Origin of the sequence: Ottowia oryzae, from assembly GCF_003008535.1 — a bacterium.
Classification (GTDB): Bacteria; Pseudomonadota; Gammaproteobacteria; order Burkholderiales; family Burkholderiaceae_C; genus Ottowia; species Ottowia oryzae.
Map to the genome: position 1 here is coordinate 1,465,780 of NZ_CP027666.1, position 19,126 is coordinate 1,484,905.

At 68.3% G+C, this 19,126-nt stretch carries 18 protein-coding genes; 12 read left to right on the plus strand and 6 right to left on the minus strand.

The window, feature by feature from the left end; genetic code table 11:
* Nucleotides 1-24 precede the first annotated feature (24 nt).
* The 7 genes from C6570_RS06880 (at nucleotide 25) to C6570_RS06910 (ending at nucleotide 5,780) form a co-directional block, all read left to right on the plus strand.
* On the plus strand, nucleotides 25-624 hold the full coding sequence (locus tag C6570_RS06880; RefSeq protein ID WP_106702560.1) for a YqgE/AlgH family protein: 600 nt from the start codon (nucleotides 25-27) through the stop codon (nucleotides 622-624).
* 51 nt (nucleotides 625-675) lie between these two features.
* A complete protein-coding gene (ruvX, locus tag C6570_RS06885) occupies nucleotides 676-1,071 on the plus strand; it encodes a Holliday junction resolvase RuvX (protein ID WP_245896324.1) in 396 nt (131 codons plus the stop codon).
* Complete coding sequence (gene pyrR / locus C6570_RS06890) at nucleotides 1,068-1,568, plus strand: bifunctional pyr operon transcriptional regulator/uracil phosphoribosyltransferase PyrR (protein ID WP_106702562.1); 501 nt, start codon at nucleotides 1,068-1,070, stop codon at nucleotides 1,566-1,568. Before ruvX ends, pyrR begins: the two co-directional genes overlap by 4 nt.
* A gap of 3 nt (nucleotides 1,569-1,571) precedes the next feature.
* Entirely contained in the window at nucleotides 1,572-2,534 is a 963-nt protein-coding gene (locus tag C6570_RS06895; RefSeq protein WP_106702563.1) for an aspartate carbamoyltransferase catalytic subunit, read from the plus strand.
* The gene (hisC, locus tag C6570_RS06900; RefSeq protein WP_106702564.1) at nucleotides 2,531-3,631 is read left to right on the plus strand and encodes a histidinol-phosphate transaminase; all 1,101 of its coding nucleotides are present in this window, start codon (nucleotides 2,531-2,533) and stop codon (nucleotides 3,629-3,631) included. Before C6570_RS06895 ends, hisC begins: the two co-directional genes overlap by 4 nt.
* Complete coding sequence (locus C6570_RS06905; RefSeq protein ID WP_106702565.1) at nucleotides 3,628-4,935, plus strand: dihydroorotase; 1,308 nt, start codon at nucleotides 3,628-3,630, stop codon at nucleotides 4,933-4,935. Before hisC ends, C6570_RS06905 begins: the two co-directional genes overlap by 4 nt.
* 86 nt (nucleotides 4,936-5,021) lie before the next feature.
* Entirely contained in the window at nucleotides 5,022-5,780 is a 759-nt protein-coding gene (locus C6570_RS06910) for a lysophospholipid acyltransferase family protein (protein ID WP_106702566.1), read from the plus strand.
* A gap of 93 nt (nucleotides 5,781-5,873) precedes the next feature.
* Here C6570_RS06910 and C6570_RS06915 read toward each other — a convergent pair whose 3' ends face one another.
* Nucleotides 5,874-6,944: an ABC transporter ATP-binding protein gene (locus C6570_RS06915; protein ID WP_106702567.1), complete on the minus strand. Its 1,071-nt coding sequence runs from the start codon at nucleotides 6,942-6,944 to the stop codon at nucleotides 5,874-5,876.
* A gap of 85 nt (nucleotides 6,945-7,029) precedes the next feature.
* Between C6570_RS06915 and C6570_RS06920 the strand changes: the two genes are divergently transcribed.
* The 5 genes from C6570_RS06920 (at nucleotide 7,030) to soxZ (ending at nucleotide 11,849) form a co-directional block, all read left to right on the plus strand.
* The gene (locus C6570_RS06920) at nucleotides 7,030-8,676 is read left to right on the plus strand and encodes an ABC transporter permease (RefSeq protein ID WP_245896326.1); all 1,647 of its coding nucleotides are present in this window, start codon (nucleotides 7,030-7,032) and stop codon (nucleotides 8,674-8,676) included.
* Nucleotides 8,677-8,859: 183 nt separating this feature from the next.
* Nucleotides 8,860-9,168, plus strand: a complete 309-nt coding sequence (locus C6570_RS06925; protein WP_245896327.1) for a c-type cytochrome — start codon at nucleotides 8,860-8,862, stop codon at nucleotides 9,166-9,168.
* 11 nt (nucleotides 9,169-9,179) lie between these two features.
* Nucleotides 9,180-10,454 carry an NAD(P)/FAD-dependent oxidoreductase gene (locus tag C6570_RS06930; protein ID WP_106702569.1) on the plus strand — a complete coding sequence of 425 codons (1,275 nt, stop codon included), beginning with the start codon at nucleotides 9,180-9,182 and terminating at the stop codon, nucleotides 10,452-10,454.
* A 552-nt stretch (nucleotides 10,455-11,006) separates the two neighbouring features.
* Entirely contained in the window at nucleotides 11,007-11,468 is a 462-nt protein-coding gene (gene soxY, locus C6570_RS06935) for a thiosulfate oxidation carrier protein SoxY (RefSeq protein WP_106704555.1), read from the plus strand.
* Nucleotides 11,469-11,537: 69 nt separating this feature from the next.
* Nucleotides 11,538-11,849 (plus strand): thiosulfate oxidation carrier complex protein SoxZ, encoded by a 312-nt coding sequence (soxZ, locus tag C6570_RS06940; protein ID WP_211297658.1) that lies wholly within the window; start codon nucleotides 11,538-11,540, stop codon nucleotides 11,847-11,849.
* A gap of 292 nt (nucleotides 11,850-12,141) precedes the next feature.
* Here soxZ and C6570_RS06945 read toward each other — a convergent pair whose 3' ends face one another.
* The 5 genes from C6570_RS06945 to gspL form a co-directional block, all read right to left on the minus strand.
* Nucleotides 12,142-13,542, minus strand: a complete 1,401-nt coding sequence (locus C6570_RS06945; protein ID WP_106702570.1) for a GspE/PulE family protein — start codon at nucleotides 13,540-13,542, stop codon at nucleotides 12,142-12,144.
* A 2-nt stretch (nucleotides 13,543-13,544) separates the two neighbouring features.
* Nucleotides 13,545-16,322, minus strand: a complete 2,778-nt coding sequence (gene gspD / locus C6570_RS06950; RefSeq protein ID WP_245896329.1) for a type II secretion system secretin GspD — start codon at nucleotides 16,320-16,322, stop codon at nucleotides 13,545-13,547.
* Nucleotides 16,323-16,466: 144 nt separating this feature from the next.
* On the minus strand, nucleotides 16,467-17,294 hold the full coding sequence (gspN, locus tag C6570_RS06955; RefSeq protein WP_106702571.1) for a type II secretion system protein N: 828 nt from the start codon (nucleotides 17,292-17,294) through the stop codon (nucleotides 16,467-16,469).
* Between the two features lie 31 nt (nucleotides 17,295-17,325).
* Nucleotides 17,326-17,841 carry a type II secretion system protein GspM gene (gene gspM / locus C6570_RS06960; protein ID WP_106702572.1) on the minus strand — a complete coding sequence of 172 codons (516 nt, stop codon included), beginning with the start codon at nucleotides 17,839-17,841 and terminating at the stop codon, nucleotides 17,326-17,328.
* Complete coding sequence (gene gspL, locus C6570_RS06965) at nucleotides 17,838-19,082, minus strand: type II secretion system protein GspL (RefSeq protein WP_106702573.1); 1,245 nt, start codon at nucleotides 19,080-19,082, stop codon at nucleotides 17,838-17,840. The genes gspM and gspL overlap by 4 nt, the downstream gene beginning before the upstream one ends.
* Nucleotides 19,083-19,126: the final 44 nt, after the last annotated feature.

The window sequence follows — 19,126 nt, forward strand, 5'->3', positions numbered from 1 at the left end:
CACCCGGCCGCTAGAATCGGGTGCATGGCCGATGCTGTGCAGCCGATTAACCTGACCAATCACTTCCTGATTGCCATGCCCGGCATGGAAGACGGCACTTTCGCGGGCAGCGTGGTCTATGTCTGCGAGCACACGGCGCGTGGCGCGCTGGGTCTGATCATCAACAAGCCGGGTGAGATCAGCCTTGGGGATTTGTTCGAGAAGGTGGATTTGCCGCTCGACCGCAAAGAGTTGAGTGTTCAGCCGGTCTTTCATGGTGGTCCCCTGCAGACTGAGCGCGGCTTCGTTCTCCATGACCCGGTCACGGCAGAGGGCCTGGGCGCCGACGAGTCGATCTACGCGTCCACACTGGCTGTGCCCGGCGGCCTTGAAATGACCACCTCCAAGGACGTCCTTGAGGCCATGTCGAGTGGAGGCGGCCCGCGACGCGTGCTCGTCACCTTGGGCTTTTCCTCGTGGGGCGAGGGGCAGCTTGAATCCGAAATTGCGGGTAACAGCTGGCTGACGGTAGACGCCGACACCAGTGTGATTTTCGACTCGCCAATCGATCAGCGGTACGAGCGCGCCATGCGCCTGCTGGGTCTGGAGGCATGGATGCTTTCGCCCGACGCGGGGCATGCCTGAATGAGCGAATCTGCGCGAGGCCCGGGCGCTGCAGCGGTGACCTCACCGGCCATGGTGCCCCCCTCCCAGGCCAGCTTTCTGGCCTTTGACTTTGGCCTGAAGCGGACCGGTGTGGCGACGGGCAACCGCCTGACACGCACCGCTACGCCGCAGCCCACGATACGCGCCGAAGGCGACGCCCGCTGGGCGCCGGTTCAGGCTCGCATTCAGGAGTGGCAACCCGATGCGCTCGTGGTGGGCGTACCTTTCCACCCGGATGGCGCGGCGCACGACAACACCCGACGCGCACAGCGTTTCGCGCGCCAGTTGCGCGCGCGGTTTGGCTTGCCCGTGTATGAGGTGGACGAGCGCTACAGCACCACCGAGGCCCACGCGCAAGGCGCGCGCGACGCCGACGCGGCGGCTGCGGCCATCATCCTTGAGCAATTCTTGAGAGGACTTTCATGAGCTCATTGGCGTTGAACGCCGAGGCGCTTTACGGCGATTTGGCCGCTGGCGTGCGTCCGCTGCTGGCAGCGCAGACACACCTCGTGGGCATCGTCTCTGGCGGCCAATGGCTGGTCGAGCGGTTGCAGAACGACCTGAAACGCGAAGCCCCTGCCGGCGCGATCTCCTCGGCCATGCACCGAGACGATTTCGCCAAGCGGGGATTGGCCTCAGCGGCGCAAACCAGCCTGCCTTTCGAGGTGGATGGCGCCGACATCCTCCTGTTGGACGACGTGCTTTACACCGGCCGCACGATCCGCGCGGTGATCAACGAGCTGTTTGACTATGGGCGCCCCGCGCGCGTTCGCCTGGCCGTGCTGGTCGATCGGGGCGGCCGCCAGCTGCCTATCGCGGCGGACTTTGCGGCAGCCCGCATCAGCCTGCCCGCAGGGCAGTCGCTGGCGCTGGCGCGTGGCGACGGCGGTGCGTTCAGCTTCCGCGTCGAAGGCAAGGAGTAAGCCGTGCTGGCTCGACGCAACCCCCAACTCAACGCCCATGGCGAACTCATTCACCTGCTGTCCACCGAGGGGCTACCGCGCGACATTCTGACGCACATCCTGGATACGGCGGCGCAGTTCGTCAGCGTGAGCGACCGCGAGGTCAAAAAGGTGCCGCTGCTGCGCGGCAAGAGCGTTTTCAACCTGTTCTTTGAAAACAGCACCCGCACGCGCACCACCTTCGACATTGCCGCCACCCGGCTGTCTGCCGATGTGTACACGCTGGACATCGCCCGCTCATCCACCGCCAAGGGCGAATCGCTGCTGGACACCGTGGCCAACCTGAGCGCCATGGCCGCCGACATCTTTGTGGTGCGCCACAGCGAAAGTGGGGCGCCGTACCTGCTCGCGCAGCACGTGGCGCCGCACGTGCATGTCGTCAATGCGGGCGACGGGCGGCATGCGCACCCCACGCAGGGCCTGCTCGACATGTACACCATCCGCCACTACAAGAAGGATTTTTCCAACTTGACGGTCGCGATCGTGGGCGACGTGCTGCACTCGCGCGTGGCGCGCTCCGACATTCACGCGCTGACCACCCTTGGCGCGGCCGAGGTGCGGGTCGTCGGCCCTCGTACTCTGGTGCCTGGTGATTTCGGGCCGATGGGCGTGCGGGTGTGCCACACGCTGGAAGAAGGCATCAAGGATGCCGACGTCATCATCATGCTGCGCCTGCAAAATGAGCGCATGAGCGGCGCATTGCTGCCGTCGAGCCAGGAATTCTTCAAGAGCTTTGGCCTGACGCCCGAAAAGCTGCGCTGGGCCAAGCCCGATGCCATCGTCATGCACCCCGGGCCGATCAACCGCGGGGTGGAAATCGATTCCCATGTGGTGGATGGCCGGCAGAGCGTCATCCTTCCGCAGGTCACCTTTGGTATCGCGGTGCGCATGGCCGTGCTGAGCATCGTGGCGGGTAACGAGGCATGACGCAGCAGAGGTTCTGGAGTCCGCAGATCCGGCAGCTGAGCGCCTACACGCCGGGCGAGCAACCGCAGCAGGACGACTGGATCAAGCTCAACACCAACGAAAGTCCGTACCCGCCTTCGGCCTTGGCGCTCCAGCGCATGGCCGAGCAGTGCGACGCGCGCCTGCGCCTGTACCCTGACCCGCGCTCCACCACGCTGCGCGACGCCATCGCGGCGCAGTTCGCCCTGCAGCCGCAACAGGTCTTCGTTGGCAACGGGTCAGATGAAGTGCTGGCCATCGCCTTCATGGCACTGTTGCGCCATGGCCAGCCGGTGCTGGTGCCCGATGTCAGCTACTCCTTTTATCCGGTGTACTGCGCGCTGTACGGCATCGAATGCCAGGCCGTGCCGCTGGACGGCGACCTTCACGTCCAAGTGACGGACTACGCACAGCCCAACGGCGGAATCGTGCTGCCCAACCCCAATGCGCCGACAGGCCTGGCGCTGCCGCTGTCAGAGGTGCGGCAGCTTCTGGCGGGCAACCCAGATTCGGTGGTCTTGCTGGATGAGGCCTACGTTGATTTCGGTGCCGAAAGCGCGGCCTCGCTCGTCAACGAGTTTCCGCAGTTGCTGGTGGTTCAAACACTGTCCAAATCCCGCGCGCTGGCCGGCTTGCGTGTGGGCTTTGCGCTGGGCCACCCTGATCTGATCGAAGCGCTGAACACCGTCAAGGACAGTTTCAACTCCTACCCGCTGGATCGCGTGGCGCAGGCGGGCGCGCAGGCCGCGCTGGAAGACCGCGCGCATTTTGATGCGATCACCCAACGCATCGTCGCCAGCCGCGCATGGTTGGCGGCTGAACTGCAAGCCCTCGGCTTTTCAGGGCCGGTTTCCAGCAGTAACTTTCTGTTCGTCACGCATCCGCGCCGCGATGCCGCCCAGCTGCAGCAGGCGCTGCGCGAGCGCAAGATTCTGGTGCGCCACTTCAAGCAGGCGCGCATAGCCAACTATCTGCGAATCACCGTCGGTTCTCAACCGGAATGCGAGGCGCTGGTGCGGGCCTTGCAAGACATTCTGGGTCAGCCGGGGCAAAGCCCTTCACACAGCTCAACACCATGAAGCTACTGATTCAACACGGCCGTGTAATCGACCCAGCCACCGGCCGCGACGAGGTGGCCGACGTCGCCGTCGCGGCGGGCCGCATCCTGGGCATCGGCAAGTTGCCCGGCGACTTCGCGCCCAGCCGCACGGTGGATGCGCGCGGCTGCTGGGTGCTGCCGGGCTTGGTCGACCTCACCGCGCGCCTGCGCGAGCCCGGGCATGAACACGCTCGCATGCTGGAAAGCGAGATGGCGGCGGCCGTGGCCGGCGGGGTGACCAGCCTCGTCTGCCCGCCGGACACCGACCCGGTGTTGGACGAGCCCGGTCTGGTCGAGATGCTGCGCAACCGCGCCGAAAAGCTGCACCAGGCGCGCGTGTTCCCGCAGGGCGCGCTCACTCGTGGCCTGAAAGGCGAAGTGCTGACCGAGATGGGGCAGCTGACCGACGCCGGCTGCGTGGCCTTTGGCCAGGCCGACGTGCCCATCGCCAACACCCAGGTGCTGCTGCGCGCGCTGCAGTACGCCAACACCTTCGGCTACGCCGTGTGGCTGCGCCCGCTCGACCCCTGGCTGGGCACCGGCGTGGCCGCCAGCGGACCGCTGGCCATGCGCATGGGCCTGTCCGGCGTGCCGGCGGCGGCCGAGACGATTGCGCTGCACACCTTGTTTGAATTGCTGCGTGCTGCGGGCGGGGCGAAAGGCCCGCGTGTGCACCTGTCGCGCCTGTCCAGCGCTGCGGGCGTCGCGCTGCTGCGCCAGGCCAAGGCCGAGGGGCTGAACGTGACGGCCGACGTCAGCATCCATTCGCTGCACCTGACCGATCAAGACATCGGCTATTTCGACACCAGCATGCGGGTGAACCCGCCGCTGCGCCAGCAGCGCGACCGCGAGGCGCTGGGCGCCGCCTTGCTGGACGGCACCGTCGACGCGCTGGTGTCCGACCACACGCCTGTGGAGGCCGACGCCAAGCAGCTGCCCTTTGCCGAGGCCGAGCCCGGCGCCACGGGGCTGGAGCTGCTGCTGCCGCTGGCGCTGAAGTGGGGCCACGCGGCGGGCGAGGGCGGAGTGATGCGCGCGCTGGCCAGCGTCACCACCGCGCCTGCCCAGGTGCTGGGCGCGGCGCTGGGCACGCTGCAGGCCAGCGTCGGGCGGCTGGCCGAAGGCGGCGTGGCCGATCTGTGCGTGTTCGACCCCGAAGCGCGCTGGACGGTGACGCCCGACGCGCTGCTCAGCCAGGGCAAGCTGACCCCGTTCTCGGGCTACGAAATGGCCGGGCGTGTGCGCTGCACACTGGTGGGTGGCCACCTGGCGCACGGGGGCTGAGGCTTGATGGACAAGCGCCACGGGCGACGCCATCCCCTTCGCCACGGTCGCTCTGCGCATCGCCGCGCAGCCCGGCGGCCCTTGCCATGAAAGCCCTGCGCGCCAGCTGGCTGCTGCTGCGCGGCGGGGCACACCTGCTGGGCGGCTGGTGGACCATCCGCACACGCTTTGCAAAGCTCACCCAGGCCCAGCGCGAGGCAGAAGTGCAGCGCTGGGCTGCAGGTTTCTTGCGCGTGTGGCGCATCGATTTGCAAGTGCGTGGCACGCCGCCGGCCGGTGGCCCGCTGATGCTGGTGGCCAACCACATCTCGTGGCTGGACATTTTGGTCATGCACGCCGCCGGGTTCTGCCGCTTTGTCGCCAAGTCCGACATCAAGGGCTGGCCGGTGATCGGCACCATGGCCACCGAGGCGGGCACGCTCTACATCGAGCGCGAATCGCGCCGCGATGCACTGCGCGTGGTGCACCACATGCGCGATGCACTGCTGCGCGGCGAGGTGGTCGGCGTCTTCCCCGAAGGCACCACCAGCGACGGCCGCACCTTGCTGCCGTTTCACGCCAACCTGATCCAGGCGGCCATCTCGGCGCAGTCGTCCGTGCTGCCGGTGGCGCTGGAATTCGTCGACATGCGCACCGGCGCCATCAGCATGGCGCCGATCTACATTGGCGATCAAAGCTTGGGCGGCTCGGTGTGGCGCACGCTGACCACGCCCGGCATACGCGCCGTTGTCAGCTATGGCGCGCCGCAGCCTCCGCAGGGGCATGAGCGGCGCGAGTGGGCGGCCAGCTTGCGCGACGACGTGGCGGCGCTGCGCGGGCCGTCGGCGGGTAGTGCCAAGTTATAGATAAAAAAGCCTTCTGGCGCCCTATGCGCCAGCGCTGGCAGCTATCATTTAAATAGTGCTTCCGCCTTCTGGTCGGACGCGCGTGCGCCCAGTTCAGGCGCTTTCAGCCGGAAACGTCACCACATGGTCCACCGCCGGGCGGATGCCGATGTGTTCGCCGATCTGGTGGTCGTGGTGGCTGGGCACGTGCGCCATCACCGTTTCGCCGCTGGGCAGGCGCAGGGTGTAGAGAAACTCCGAGCCGCGAAACGCCTTGCGAAGCACCTCAGCCTTCACCGGCGCGCTGTCGTCGTGCACGATGTCGTCGGCGCGCAGCAGCAGGTCGCAGCGCTCGCCGCCATCGGCGCCCGGCAGCGGGCAGTCGGTTACGTTGCGCAGCGTGCCCAGGGGCGTGTCGATCCGCGCGCCGTCGGCGGTGGCGACGATGTGCGCGGGCACGAAGACGCCGTGGCCAATGAAATCCGCCACGAAGCGCGTGGCCGGGCGGTGGTACAGGCTGTACGCGTCGTCCCACTGGTGCAGGCGGCCCTGCTGCATCACGCCGATCTGGTCGCCAATGGCGAAGGCTTCCAGCTGGTCGTGGGTGACGAACAGCGCCGTGGCGCCCGCGGCCTTGAGGATGCCGCGCAGCTCATGCGCCAGGCGCTCGCGCAAGTCCACATCGAGGTTGGAAAACGGCTCGTCCAGCAGCAGCAGGCGGGGTGAGGGCGCCATGGCGCGCGCCAGGGCTACGCGCTGTTGCTGCCCGCCCGACAACTCGTGCGGGAAGCGCTTTTCGCTGCCGGTCAGATCGACCAGTGCCAGCACCTCGGCCACGCGGGCGCGGCGTTCGGCGGCGGCCAAATGCTTCAGGCCAAAGCCCACGTTGTGCGCCACGTCCAGGTGCGGGAACAGCGCGTAGTCCTGAAACACCATGCCGATGCGGCGGCGTTCGGGCGCGACGTGCACGCGCGCGCTGCTGACCACTTCATCGCCCAGGCGGATTTCGCCGGCGCTGACGCGCTCCAGCCCCGCCACGGCGCGCAGCAGCGTGGTCTTGCCGCAGCCTGAGGGGCCAATCAGCACCCCGATATCGCCCGCGCGCAGGCCCAGCGTGGCCCCCAGGACGGCGGGGCGTTCGGCGCCGGGGTAGCGCACGTCCACCTGGTTGATCTGCAAGAACATGGCGTCGATTGTAGATACGTACAATTCTCATTTGGCCCGTTCGCCGAGTTGGCGGGCCAGGCGCGCTGCGCTTGTTCTGTTTTCTTTGCCCCCACGACCCTTGCGCGCGCTGCCTACCCTGTTGCTTGTCCTGCTGGCCTTCGTGCTGGTGTTGCCGGTGCTGGCGGTGGGCGCGTCCTGGCTGCAGTGGAACGAGGTCTCGGCGCAGATCCTGCGCGAAATGGCCGCCACGGTGCTGCCCGAGTATTTGTGGGTCACCGTCAAGCTGACGCTGATGGTGGGCGTGGGCGTGATCGCCATGGGCGTGCCCGCAGCGGTGCTGGTCACGGTGTTCGACTTTCCCGGCCGCCGCAGCTTTGAATGGCTGCTGCTGCTGCCGCTGGCCATGCCGGCCTACGTCACCGCGTACGCGTACACCGACTTCCTGCAGTTCTCCGGCCCGCTGCAGGTGTGGCTGCGCGCCACTTTCGGGCTGGAAGGCCGCCTGCTGCCCGAAGTGCGCAGCGTGGGCGGCGCGGCCTGGGTGTTCTCGTTCTCGATGTACCCGTACGTCTATCTGCTGGCACGCACCGCGCTGGCAGAGCGCGCGCCGCAGCTGATGGAGGCCGCGCGCCTGCTGGGAGCATCGCTGCCTCGCCGGTTGATGGAAGTGGCGCTGCCCATGGCGCGCCCGGCCATTGCGGCGGGCACGGCCCTGGCGCTGATGGAGGTGCTGGCCGACTACGGCGTGTCGGCCTACTTTGGCATTCAGACCTTCACCGCCGGTATCTACAAAGCCTGGCTGTCGATGGACAACCGCGTGGCCGCCGCGCAACTGGCCACGCTGCTGCTGGCGCTGGTGGTCGTGCTGCTGTGGCTGGAGCAGCGCGCCCAGCGCCGCCTGCGCTTTGTTGGCAGCGCCACGGCGCGCGCCAGCTCCAGCGAGGCGCGGCCCATCGTGCTGACGGGCGGGCGCCGTGCGCTGGCCTGGGTGCTGTGCCTGCTGCCGGTGTTGATGGGCTTTGTGCTGCCGGTGGCTTTCATGCTGCGCCCGCTGGCGGCCGACTGGTCGGTGCTGCCGTGGGACCGCTTCCTCGTCTGGGCCTGGAACAGCATCCGCCTGGGCGCCATCACCGCGGCGCTGGCGGTGCTGGCGGCGTGGTTCATCGCCTACAGCGTGCGCCGCGCGCCCACGCCGCTGCGGCGCGGCGCGGCCCAACTGGTGGCGCTGGGCTACGCCGTGCCGGGCGCGGTCATCGTGGTGGGCATGCTGCTGCCCGTGGGCTGGGTGCAGGCGCGCTGGCCTGAAAGCGGGGTGGGCGGCTGGATCACCGTGACCATCGTCGGCCTGGTGTGGGCCTACCTGGTGCGCTTTGTGGCGGTGGCGCTGCAATCCATGCAAAGCGGGTACGCGCGCGTGCCGCGCAGCCTGGACGAATCCGCCCGCATGCTGGGCGCCGGGGGCTTGAGCGTGGCCGCCCGCGTGCACTGGCCGTTGCTGCGCCGCGCCAGCATGGCCGGTGCGCTGCTGGTGTTTGTGGACGTGATGAAAGAGCTGCCTGCCACCATCGTGCTGCGGCCCTTCAATACCGACACCCTGGCCGTGGTGGCCAACCAGCTGGCGCGCGACGAACGCCTGGGCGAAGCGGCCTTACCCTCGCTGGCCCTGGTGCTGGTCGGGCTGGTGCCCGTCGTGCTGCTGAGCCGCACGCTGCGCTCGGACACACGCAGCGCTGGCGCCCCGTCTGGCTGATTGCCCGCTGGCTGGGCCACCTGCTTTGCCGGCTATGGACGGCAATCCACGCCATCCCCTGCCTCTTCACGCGCCTGCGCTACCTGGGAGGGGGTATGTCCACTATGATTTTCTTGACTGTATCCAAGCGTACCCGCCCCCCAGGCGCGCCCGCGATCTGAAAAACCGATAGGAGAAGCCCCGATGAAATCTTTTGTGCCCTTGGGCATGGCCCTGGCCGCGCTGTGCGCTGGCGGCGCCGCGCACGCCCAGGTTGACCCCTTGCAAGTTCGCAGCTGGGCCGCTGGCTGCACCAGCTGCCACGGCACCAATGGCCGCGCCCAGCCCGGCATGCCTGCGCTGGCGGGCACCAGCAAGGAAGAAACGCTCAAGAAGTTGCTGGAGTTCAAGGCGGGCAAGCGCCCGGCGACCATCATGCACCAGCTGTCCAAGGGCTACAGCGATGAACAGCTGAGCGCCATTGCCGCATGGTTTGCGGCGCAGAAACCTTGAGGAGGCAGAGCATGGATCGTCGTCAATTCATTCAGGTGGGCTCGGCCGCATCGGTGCTGGGCCTGTCTGCAGGCTGTGCGTCCACGGGCGGCGCGGGCCGCGGCAAGGTGGTCGTCGTCGGTGGCGGGTTCGGTGGCGCTACCGCTTCCAAGTACCTGCGCATGTGGTCGGACGGCGCGCTGGACGTCACCCTGGTCGAGCCCAACGCCGCCTTCGTCTCGTGCCCCATCTCCAACCTGGTGCTGGAAGGCGCCAAGCAGATCGCGGACGTCACCGTGTCGTACGACAACCTGGCCAAGCGCCACGGCGTGAAAGTGGTCAAGGACAGCGCCGTGGGCATCGACCTGGACAAGCGCGTGCTCAAGCTGGCCAGCGGCGACACGCTGGCGTACGACCGCCTGGTGCTTTCGCCCGGCGTTGAGTTTCTGTGGGACGCTCTGCCGGGGCTGGCCAAGCCCGGCGCGCGCGACAAGGTGCTGCACGCCTGGAAGGCCGGCCCGCAGACCGTGGCGCTGCGCCAGCAGCTGGAAGCCATGCCCGACGGCGGCGTGTACGCGCTGACCATCCCGCTGGCGCCCTACCGCTGCCCGCCCGGCCCGTATGAGCGCGCCTGCCTGGTGGCGCACTATTTCAGCCGCGCCAAGCCCAAGTCCAAGGTGCTGATCCTCGACGCCAACGAAGACGTGACGTCCAAGGCCGCGCTGTTCAAGAAAGCCTGGGCCGACCGCTACAACGGCATCATCGACTACCGCCCCCGGCACAGCCTGACCGACGTGGACGCCGCCACCGGCACGCTGAAGTTCGAGTTCAACGACGACATCAAGGCCGACGTGCTCAACGTGCTGCCGCCCCAGCGCGCGGGCGACATCGCCCACAACGCGGGCCTGACAACCGCCAACAAGCGCTGGTGCGAGGTGGATTGGCTGACCATGGAATCCAAGGCCGCCAAGAACGTGCACATCCTGGGCGACGCGCTGCAGGTGGCGCCGCTGATGCCCAAATCCGGGCACATGGCCAACCAGCACGCCAAGGTGGCCGCGGCCGGCATCGTCGCGCTGATGAGCGGGCGCGAACCCAACCCGCTGCCGATCTACAACAACACCTGCTACAGCTTCGTCAGCGCGACCGAGGTGGTGCACGTGTCCAGCGTGCACCGCTACGACGCCGAGAAGAAAACCTTGCTCACCGTGCCCGGCTCGGGCGGCTTGTCGGACGTGGCCAGCCCCCTGGAAGGCGCGTATGCGCTGGGCTGGGCCAACAACATCTGGGCCGACGCACTGGCCTGATGCGGCCTGCGTGGGCTTTCGGCAACTCGCTGAAGGCCCGCTGCACGCGCCGGGTGTGTGCGCGGCGCCGCAGCGGAGTTACTCCTTAAAAGATAGCTGCTGGCGCTGTAGGGTAGGGCGCTGCAGCGCTTTTCTGCTGCCATATGCGTTGCTAGGTGCGCTGCAGGCCACGTGTCGCCCGCGCCGTCGTTTCTTGGGCCTGAGGGGTGCTAGGTGGCGCCCTGGCTGGTGGGCGGCGCGAACGATTTCTGCGCGGCCTACGTGGACGCGCGGCTGACAGCGGTGCGCACCGCCTTGGCGTATCGAGGCGGATCAGAGTGATTCAAGGCCCATTTCAGCCGCTGGCGCAGGTGCAGCAAGCGCTGGAAGCTATGTAAAACGTAGCGTCCGTCGCATGTCTGTCGTGCGCGTGTCGTATGCCCGTCACCCGCAAGCAGCGCCGGAATTTGACCAGATCAAGTCCGGCCGCAAACTACCGGGGGGTTTACAGCGCCATTTTGGTGCGGCAAGGGTTCACGCATTAGCATTGGCCAATCGAAGAGGAGCATGACGATGACGCAAACCCGTCGACAGACACTGAAACAAGGCGCCGTGGTGGCGGGGCTGCTGGCCGGCACCGGGCTGTTTCCGCAGTACGCGCTGGCGTTCAACAAGGCCGCTTTCGACGCCAAGAGCGTGAACGACGCGCTCAAGGCGCTGGGCGCGGCCGGGGCGCCCACCCCCAGCACCGCCGTCACGCTGACGGCGCCCGACGTGGCCGAAAACGGCGCCGTGGTGCCGCTGGCGCTGGCCTCTACGCTGCCCAACGTGAAGCAGCTGGTGCTGCTGGTCGAAAAGAACCCCAATGCGCTGGTGGCCGTGTTCAACGTCACCCCGCAGGTCGAGGCGAACTTTGCCACGCGCTCCAAGATGGGCGAATCGTCCGACGTGTACGCCGTGGCCATCACCGCCGACGGCAAGGCGCATTACGCCAAGAAGGCGGTCACCGTGACGCTGGGCGGCTGCGGCGGCTGATTGCGGCGCCGCCGCCTGTCGCAGTGTGCTTCAGGCCGGCAACAGACATTTTGGACAGGAGTAGAAACGATGGCAGAACCCATGCGAATCCGCGCTCAGGCCGCGGGCGACAAGGCCACCGTGCGGGTGTTGATGACGCACGAGATGGAATCCGGGCAGCGCAAGGATCCTTCCGGCACCGTGGTGCCCGCTTGGCACATCGCGGAGGTGTCGGCCAGCCTGAACGGCAAGCCGGTGTTCAGCTGCGAATGGGGCGCGGCGGTGTCGAAGAACCCCTTCCTGCAGTTCACCATCAAGGGCGCCAAGGTGGGCGACAAGGTGTCGGTGACCTGGAAGGACAACAAGGGCGCCACGCGCACCGACGAGGCGGCCGTCGCCTGAGCGGCGCCGATGCGCGGCGCCTGAACGCGGGGGCCGCATGACCAAGGCCGTACTGCGTCGAAAGTGGCTTTAGGTTGGCGCAGCGCCGGTCTTCACCGGTCAAACGCCAGCAAGTAACCGGGCGCGGCGTGTGTGCAAGCCATGTCGCCATGACGGCATGGCCCCGCGTTCACTTCAAAAACAATAGCTGCCAGCGCTGGAGCAGCGGGCGCTAGAGGCCGATTGAATTCATAAGCTTGGCGCGGCGAGCTGGCCGCCGCCAGGTGCCACCGCGCACAGCGCGCGGCGCCAATCAGTCCCGCGTCACGCGCAGCAGCTCTTCGCGGCTGGTGATGCCACCCGCGATCAGACGTTCGCCGTCATCGCGCATCAGCTGCATGCCTGCGGCCAGGCCGGCGGCGCGGATGTCGGCCTCTGGCGCCTGGGCGTGCACCTGGGCGCGGATGCCGTCGTCCAGCACCAGCAGCTCAAACACGCCCGTGCGCCCTTGGTAGCCGGTATGGCCGCACACGTCGCAGCCCTTGCCGCCGCAAGCCGCGCAGTACTTGCGCACCAGGCGCTGGGCCAGCACGCCAAGCAGCGAGGACGACAGCAGGAAGGGCTCGACCCCCATGTCGATCAGGCGGGTGACGGCGCTGGCCGCGTCGTTGGTGTGCAGCGTGGCCAGCACGAGGTGGCCCGTCAGCGAGGCCTGGATGGCGATCTGCGCGGTTTCGATGTCGCGAATCTCGCCGATCATCACGATGTCCGGGTCTTGGCGCAGGATGGCGCGCAGCGCACGGGCAAAGTTCAACTCGATCTTGCTGTTGACCTGCGTCTGGCCGACGCCGGGCAGGTCGTACTCGATCGGGTCTTCCACCGTCATGATGTTGTTGCGGGTGGCGTCCAGCCGCGCCAGGCTGGCGTACAGCGTGGTCGTCTTGCCCGAGCCCGTGGGCCCGGTCACCAGGATGATGCCGTGCGGCTGGGCGATCAGCTTTTCAAACTGGCCCAGCACCTCGCCCTGCATGCCCACCGCCTCCAGCGTGAGCTTGCTTTCGGACTTGTCCAGCAGGCGCAGCACCGCGCGTTCGCCGTGGGCATTGGGCAGGGTGGACACGCGCACGTCGATGGCGCGCGTGCCCAGGCGCAGGCTGATGCGGCCGTCCTGCGGCAGGCGCTTTTCCGCGATGTCCAGGTCGGCCATGATCTTCAGGCGGCTGATCAGCGCGGCGTGCAGGGCGCGGTTGGGCTGAACCACCTCGCGCAGCGCGCCGTCCACTCGAAAACGCACGCTGGAATGGCGCTCGTAAGCCTCGATGTGGATGTCGCTGGCGCCGTCGCGCGCGGCCTGGGTCAGCAGCGCGTTCAGCATGCGGATGATGGGCGCGTCGTCGGCCGATTCCAGCAAGTCTTCGACCGCGGGCAGCTCTTGCATGATGCGCGACAGGTCGGCATCGGATTCGACCTCGCTCACCACCGCTGCGGCGCTGGATTCGCTTTGCGAATACGCGGTGCTGATGCGCTGGGCCAGGCTTTGCGCGTCGGCCTGCTGCAGGGCCAGGGGCTCGGGCGCGTCGCCGTAGCGGCGCATCACCTCGCTCAGGTGGCCGGCCTCGGGGTGGCCGTCGTGCCACAGCGTCAGGCCGTGGCCATCGTCTTCCAGCAACAGGCGCGCAGTGCGCGCGAAGGCATAGGGCAACGGGTAGCGCATGGCTACGGGCTGGTGAACGTGGTGCCGCCGTAGTAGTTGCCTTCACCCGCGGCGGGGGCGCTGATCAGCGGTGGCGGCGGCGCCGTGCGGCTCCAGGCGGCTGGGTTGGCGGGAACCACCGGCGGCAGCATGGGCCCTTGATTCACCGGCAGCACCGGGTTGGCCGGCGGCAGATGGCCTTGCTGCACCGAGCGCATCAGCTCGTAGCGATCGAGCGAATAGGCTTCGGTGGAAGCGGCATCGCGCACGATCACGGGGCGCAGGAAAACCATCAGGTTGGTCTTGAAGTTCTGCCGGCTTTGGGACTTGAACAGGTTGCCGATCACCGGCACGTCGCCAAGCACGGGCACCTTGCTTTCGTCGTTGGCGAAGCGGTCTTCGAGCAGGCCGCCCAGCACCACGATGGCGCCGTCGTCCACCAGCACGCTGGATTCGATCGCGCGCTTGTTGGTGGTGGGGCCTTGCGCCGCGTTCACCGAGTTCTGGACGACGTCGGACGTTTCCTGGTAGATCACCATCTTGATGGTGCCGTCCTCGCTGATCTGCGGCTTGACGCGCAGCGTCAGGCCCACGTCCTTGCGCTCGTAGGTCTGGAAGGGGTTGAGCGTGCTGCCGCTGGCGCCCGTATTCGAATAGCTCCCGGTGACGAACGGCACGTTCTGGCCGACGATGATCTTGGCCTCTTCGTTGTCCAGCGTCAGCAGCGTGGGCGTGGACAGCACATTGCCCGAGCCGGACGACTGCAGGAAGTTGGCCAGCGCAGCGAGGGTGAACAGGCCGTTCACGCGGTGCGCCAGGCCCAGGTTCATGCCCTGGTTGGGCAGCATGATGTTGGATGAAGTAGGCTTGCCGTTGGCGAATTGGCCCACCAGGTTGATGATGTTGTCGCCGCCGCTGCCGTAGTTGGTGCCGATGATGCCCACGTTGGTGCCATCGCGCCGGCCCAGCAGGCCCTGCCACTGGATACCGAATTCAGCCGCCTTGTCGGAGCGCACCTCGGCGATCAGGCTCTCAATGAACACCTGCGCGCGGCGCTGGTCCAGCTTGTCGATCACCGCGCGCAACTCGCGGTAGACCGGTTCCGGCGCGCTGATGATCAGCGAGTTGGTGGAAGGGTCCGCCTGGATCTGGCCGCCCGTCGACGGCTGGTTGTTGCCCGCCGCGTTGATGCTGGGCCCGCTGGCCAGGCCGCTGCTGCCGTTTTGCCCCATGCTCGCCTGGGCCTGGTTGCCGCCCAGGCCGGTGTTGGCGCTGGCTGGCATTGCGGCTGCGCCACCGGTTCCGCCGGCCGCGCCGGTGTTGGCCTGGCCTGGCAGCGCGGCCAGGGCGGCGCGCAGCGTGACGGCCAGCTTGGTCGCATCGGCGTTCTTCAGGTAAACGACGTAGATGTTGCCGGTGCCCCCGTCGGCGCGGGCAGAGGGCGGCTGGTCCAACTGCTCGATCAGCGTCTTGGCCATTGCCAGCCGGGCCGGGTTGGCCGCGCGCACGATGATCGCGTTGCTGCGGGGCTCGGGCACCAGCGTGGTGCGGTAGCCGTCGCCGCTGCCGGTGTTGACGGCGGCCGCGGGCGGCACATTGCCTTGGCCCGGCACGGCTTGGGCCACCACGGCGGTACCGTTGCCGCCCGACTCCAGCAAGCGCGCGACCAGCGGCGCCAGATCCGACGCCACGGCGTGGCGCAAGCGAACCACCTCCACCCCGGTGGCGTTGGACACGTCCAGCGACGAGATGATGCGCGACAGGCGCTGCAGGTTGTCCGCGTAGTCGGTGATGATCAGCGAGTTGGTGCCCGCATTGACGTTGATCGTGTTGTTGGGGCTGATCAGCGGGCGCAGCACCGGCACCAGGTTGTTGGCGTTCTCGTGCGTCAGCCGGAAGATCTGCGTGACGATCTGCCCGCCGGTGGCGCGCGGCTGGCCGGCGGACACGGCGCTGCTTTGCAGCTTGGCCTCAGCCTCGGGCAAGACCACGTACATGCCGTTGGACTCGACCAGCGCGAAGCCCTGCGTGCGCAACTGGGTCGAGAACAGCCGCATCGCCTGCGAGGGGCTGACCGGCGTGGTGCTGGTCAGCGTCATCGTGCCTTTTACGCGCGGATCGACCACCACGTTGCTGCCGGTGATGGTGGCCATGGTGCGGGCCACGGCGTCGATCTCGGCGTTGGCAAAGTCCAATGTGACGTTGCCGCGCGTGGAGGGCGTCTCGGCAGCGGCGGATTTGGGCGCGGCGTGGGCAGTGGCCCGCTTACGCGACGCTGCGGCTTCGCCAGCGGCGCTGGTGTCGGCTTGCGCTACCACGGTGTCGCCCTTCGGGGCGGCGGGGCGGGCGGAGGGCTCCAGCGTCAGCACCAACGCATTGCCGTCGCGTGCGGTGCGCAGCTCGGCGGCTTCGGCCAGTTCCATGACCAAGCGTGTGCGGTCGCCCGCAGCGGCCAGCCGAATGCTTTTGATGTTGCCCTGCGCCAGCGGCACGCTGCGCGCGATGGTGCCGGCTTCGATGCCGGGCAGGTCGATGGCGATGCGCGGGGGCGAATCCATCTTGAAGCTGGTGGGCACCACGTCAGTGGCGCCGTTGAACTCGACGCGCACCGCGTCGCGCCCATTCACTTGCTGCCCGGTGATCGCGGTGATGGCGGCCTGCGCGTTGACGAGGGTCGCGGCCGACAGCAGCGTGACGGCGGTCGCGGTCTGGCCCCAGTGCTTCAGCACGTGGTGCAGGGCGCAGCGCAAACAGACTTGCTTGGCGGCGGAGAAGGGGGATTCAGCACGGTCGCGGGCCATTGGGCAAACACTTCTGCAAGCGATGTCCAATGTATCAGTTGGTCCCGCCAGCGTCAGGAGTTGGCGTGCGAGTAAGCGTGAAAATTCCATAAAAACAACGACTTGCCCGGGTTTGTTGAACTTCGGGGTCAGGTCTGAGGCGCCTCAGCCGATAGAGATGATCGCCCGCTCGCCCTGGCGGCGGCCGATGATGTTGAGCAGGTTGGCCAACTGCGCCTCCATGCCGGGGGCGGCCGTGGCCTCCCCATTGAAGCGAAGGCGCGAGCCCACCCATTGGCCACTGCCGGAAAGCCGCAAGGCGCCCTCCAGCGTGGAAAGTTGCAGCGAAACGGCGTCGCCGCCGTTCACCTGAAGCTGGTAAGAGCCCAGGGGCTGCAATGTAGACAGCCTGGATGACACTTGGCGCAGCGTGATGTCCGCCGCGCCCAGCACCGTCAGCCGCCCGGCCACCGTTTCCAGCGCCAGCCCGCGCGTGGCCAGCGACAGTTCGCCCTGCGGCTGCACCGTGTTCCAGGGCGTGCCCAGCCCGGTCAACACCGCGGCCGGCCATTGCGACTGGCTGTCAGCCACCGTGACGCTCGCGCCACCCCAGCGGGGGCTGATGGCCAGCTCGATCGGGCGGGTGGCGGTGCAGCAGTCGGCGGTCAGCGCCACGCGCACGCCGCTCCAGCCCGGGCGCAGGCGCCAGTGCACGCGCCCGGGCAGGGCCGTGACGTCTTGACTCCCCGCGCCGCCGGTCAGCACCAGCTTGGCCGAGCCGTTCCACAGGCTGTCTGCCGGGTCGTTCAGCTGCACGCGGCCGCCGCTGGCCTGCATGACGGCTTGCGTCAGCCAGCGCGCCGGGGCCGTCAGCACCAGCACCAGGAGCAGACCGAGCAACGCGCCGGCCCAGGCCCACCCCCAGGGCGGCGCGTGTCCGGGCGCTTCGGCCGCCGGGGCGGCGGTGCGCCGTTTCCAGGGCAGAAGGCTCATGGTGCGCGTAGGCGCTGGTGCGCGGACGATCTCATGAACTGGGCACGCTGAGCGACAGCGTGCCGCTCCAGTGCACCGGCGCGCCGGGGGCGGTGTCGCCGCTGCGGGTCAGGCGCGCCTCGACCGGCGTGGCGCGCGCATTCACCCGCACGTCAGAAAGCCAGTCGGCCAATGCCGTCGCCGATGCGCCTTTGAGCACCACGTTCGCGCGGTCGCCCATCACGCTCAGCTGGCCGGTGTCGCCCAGGCGCTGCTTCATGGCGGTTTCCAGTGCGCGCAGCGCTTCTTCTTGCGCCAGGCGCGGCACCGACTTGAGCGCATCCGCCTCGGCCTTGAGCTGCTGCATCTTCTGCGCCTGCACCTGCAGCGCCGCGCGCTGCGCCGGGGCTTCGCGCAGCGTGCGCAGGGCAGGCGCCAGGCCCACCCACCACAGCAGGGCCAGCCCGACCACCGTGGCGGCGATGGCCACCAGGCGGCGCTCGCGTGCGTCCAGGCGCGCCCAGGCGGCGCCAAGGCGGTTGGGTTCGCTGTTTTCTCGGCGGTTCATGGTGTGGCGGCCTCCTGGCGCATGACCAGCGCGTCGCCATCGGTGTGGGCGCTGTAGCCCAGCGGGCGCAGGCGCTGGTTGGCGTCGGCGATGGCGCTGGCGGGCAGCGGCAGGCCGCGCACGCGCATGTCGCCTGCTGCATATTCGATAGCTGTCGGCGTTGTCTGGGTGCCGACCACCTGGCCTAAAGCACTCAGCATGGGTTCCAGGTCGCGGTGCGACGTGGCGCCCGAGCTTTGCCGCAGCGCCGCCACTTCGCGCCCCATTTGCACCGGTGCGTCGACCACCGCGCGCACGTTCGGGAAGGTTTGCGTCAGCGTGTTGTTGACCTGCGCGCGGCGGGTTTGCAGTTCAGCCTGCGTGCGCCAGGCCCATAAATTGAGCCCCACCAGGTTGGCGGCGAGAAAGCCCACCACGCCCCAGCGCGCGGGGCGCCATTGCGGGGCGTGCAGAAAGTCGCGCCACAGGGCGCCGGCGCGCTGGGCGGCGCGGGCGCGGCCAGTGCGGGTCAAATCGAGCTGCGCCAGATCCCAGTTGGAACGGCTGGCCGCCAGCAAGCGCTTGGCGGGCTGGTGGATGGTGACGCGGCGGCCCAGCATCTGCTCTGCCAGCTCGGCCACGGCCGGCTCGGCCAGCAGTTCGAGCTTGGGGCGCTCAGGGTCTTCCGGGTCTCCGCTTTTCAGCGAATCCAGCTGCAGCAGCGCCAGCGTGCCTTGCGTCAGGGGCAGCGCCTGGGCGCCGCCGGGCACCAGGTCGCCGCTCATCAGCACGCGGGCGGTGTCTGGCTCGCCGGTGATGATCATGCGCAGGTTGCCGCTGCGCGGGCGCAGCTCCGGCACGATGCGCGTGATGGGGCGGTTGGCCGCGTCCAGCGCGCGCAGGTGCATCGACAGCCAGGCGCGGTTGCACACCGCCACCCAGGCGCCGCCGCCCCCGGTGGCGTCTGGGTCCACCGCGAAATGCAGGTGCTCTGGCTCGTCCAGCAGCACGTCTTCCAGCAGGCCGACCAGCGTCTGGCGGATGCGCGGTGAGTTGGGGCCCACGCCACGCGGCAGCGTGACGCGGTGCCACGACACCTGGCTGGCCGCTGCCATGGCCACCACCTCCACGCCGCGACCGGCGGGCGGCAGCAGCGCGATGGTCGCCGCCCCGTGCGAGGCCAGCGTCTGGCCGTCGGTCGAGGTGGCGTATTCGTAGCTGCCCGGCGGTCCGGGGGGCAGGGAAAGTAACAACAAGCTCATGGCGAAGTCGGGCGATTGTAGGCGGCGTGTGTGTCGGCCAGGCA